The organism is Microbacterium sp. (assembly GCF_047972865.1).
GTDB lineage: Bacteria > Actinomycetota > Actinomycetes > Actinomycetales > Microbacteriaceae > Microbacterium.
On sequence record NZ_JBKEAY010000022.1, the window covers coordinates 1 to 2,244 of the forward strand.

Below are 2,244 nucleotides of genomic sequence, written 5' to 3' on the forward strand. Positions count from 1 at the left end.
TGCGCGACAAGGCTTCCCCGCTGCGCCAGCTCCTCGATCAGAAGTTCCCGAACACGCGCGCAGTGCAGTCGGGCTACCGATCGAGCGAGCCGATCCTGCTCGTTGAGGGCGGAACGGCCAACGCAGGAACACTCGGCGGTGCCTTTGACTACGCGATCAGGTTCGTGCTCAATCCCATGTACGACGCCGACCTCGCCCGCTCCGCGTTCCGTGGTGCGCCTGATCTCATCGCGGAGATCGATGCAGTGATCGTCGCCGCACAAGTTGCGACGGGAATCGGCGATCGCGAGACCCTGTATCGCGCCTCGTGGGCACTCGCCCTCTTGACGGAGGTCTATCGCGTGGGGTGGATGCCTGGATCGCCCTTGCTCGATCTGCGTGCAAAGAGCCAGCTCGACGCCGCTCACCTGCTCGACCTCGCCCAGCCCGACGCCGTGCGCCAGTTGAGCCAACTGCGATCGATCGCCGACGCCAAGCTCGTTCCGGAGATCGGGCCTCCGCTCGTGCTGGGGCCGACGTTCGACGGCTCGCTCTACTGCGCGGCGGACGCGGATATGGTCGCAAACCACCTGCTGCTCGACCTCAAGACTTCACTTGGCGCGAAGGTCAACAAGCCCGGAGGCCGAGCCGATCGACTGGACTTGCTCGACCTCTACCAGCTGGTGTCCTATGCGTTGTTCGACTTCTCGGATCGCTACGCCATCCGTCGACTCGGAATCTACTCCGCGAGGTTCGGCCACCTGGTGACGTGGAATCTCAGCGATCTCTTGGAGGAGCTCGCGGGCCACCCTGTGGAGGTGGCGCACGCCCGCGCACTCGTTCGTACAGCGCTCGGCGCATAGCGACTGTGGGCCGCGTCAGTCCCTACGATCTGCCTACGCCGACGTCCTCCGGGTCAAGTCCAGCGCTCCGGAGCAGGTCATTAGCGAATGCGTGGCCAGACGTGTAGCCGTTCCGGTGCGCGAGCGAATCGAGAAGCCCGGGGAGGCGCCGCGGTTGGGTCAGGTTGCCGCGCCATGCAGCATCGGCCAGAGCGCGGGACACGAGTGATAGGTCTTCGCGTGACTCCACCAGGTCAGCGATCATGCGCTCGACCGTCATTGTGGGCAGTCCGTCAACGTGAATGATGTCGTCCGCGCTGAGCTGCCGAGTCCGAAGTCGAACCCCCGGCAGTCGAGTCGTCCGGCGTGTGAGGCTCACAAAGTCGGTGACCCCGGGCATCCAATCGCCCACTTCGTGCAGCGCTGCTGCAGTCGTGCCCGCCGCGACGATCGCCCGCGCGCCGTCGGCGGTCGCTGCACCGCCGACCGCCAGCCAGTGAACCCGGATGGAGTCGATCTCAAGCGCGGCAGCTGGGGCACCGGCGACGCGATAGACGCCCTGTGCAACCCGCTCAACTGCCCCGGACGTGGCCAGGCCCGAGAGCGTCTTTCGCGCGACGCCCGCGCCGGAAGCCTCGGCAGTTGTAAACATGCCCCAGTGCTCAGCGGCGATCGCGCCGAGTTTGGCGATCGTGGAGCCATACATACAGCTTTTGTATCGTAAACAGACTACAAATGCTGTATCGCATGAGGTGTCGGACCCTCGGCATACCGTCACCGTATGGAAATCGCCGAAGTCACAACAACCGGGACCGTGTACGACGCGCACGAGTTCAGAGACCTCGCCGAATCTGAACGTGCGGAGCTTCGCGACCACCTCATCTGCGTGAGCTGCCGCGCTGACGCGTACTACATTCGCCCATCGCGCAACGGACGCCCCGCGTGCTTCGGCGCTCGTCCGCACAACGAGCCGTGCGAACAGGCTTCGCAGTCGACCGACCGTTTGACGGTAGAAGACTTGTCGGAGTCGGAGCAACGGGCGGCTCGCTCGGGCGGGTTTCGGCTCCAGGCCGCGGACGGGACGCCCGTTCCTCACAATCAGAAAGACGATCCGCCCACTCGACGGCAACGGGGTGGGCATGCCTACACGCAAGGCGACGGGTCTCGGTCGGGCAGTCTTCCTGGACTCAAGCTCGATCGCCTCCTCCGGCTAATCGTCTCGAAGCCGGGGTTCGCGGAGTCTGCCTCGCCGCTCCACCTCGACAGCGGCACCATCACGTCCGTAAGGGAATATTGCGTGCCCATTGGCGCGGTTGACGTGTCGTTCCGCGGGCGCGAGCGAATCTACTGGGGAACCGTCCGCTTCCCGGTCGTAGATGACGACGGCGCATGGCTGAACACGGGTAGCCGTGCTGAGCCGAGT

General features: G+C 65.1%; 3 protein-coding genes. 2 read left to right on the forward strand and 1 reads right to left on the reverse strand.

Annotation, left to right across the window (positions count from 1 at the left end):
- Positions 1-842: hypothetical protein (locus ACK5KK_RS01295; protein WP_416888284.1), on the forward strand; the 842-nt coding region annotated here is incomplete at its 5' end.
- A 22-nt stretch (positions 843-864) separates the two neighbouring features.
- On the opposite strand, the gene ACK5KK_RS01300 is transcribed toward ACK5KK_RS01295, so the two are convergent.
- Entirely contained in the window at positions 865-1,527 is a 663-nt protein-coding gene (locus ACK5KK_RS01300) for a type IV toxin-antitoxin system AbiEi family antitoxin domain-containing protein (RefSeq protein ID WP_416888285.1), read from the reverse strand.
- Between the two features lie 75 nt (positions 1,528-1,602).
- Here ACK5KK_RS01300 and ACK5KK_RS01305 point away from each other — a divergent pair.
- The coding region (locus ACK5KK_RS01305) for a hypothetical protein (RefSeq protein ID WP_416888286.1) at positions 1,603-2,244 on the forward strand (642 nt) is incomplete at its 3' end.

Excerpts from the sequence above, each read along its gene's own strand:
- ACK5KK_RS01300 (WP_416888285.1), bottom strand. The coding sequence starts at position 1,527 with ATGTATGGCTCCACGATCGCCAAACTCGGCGCGATCGCCGCTGAGCAC.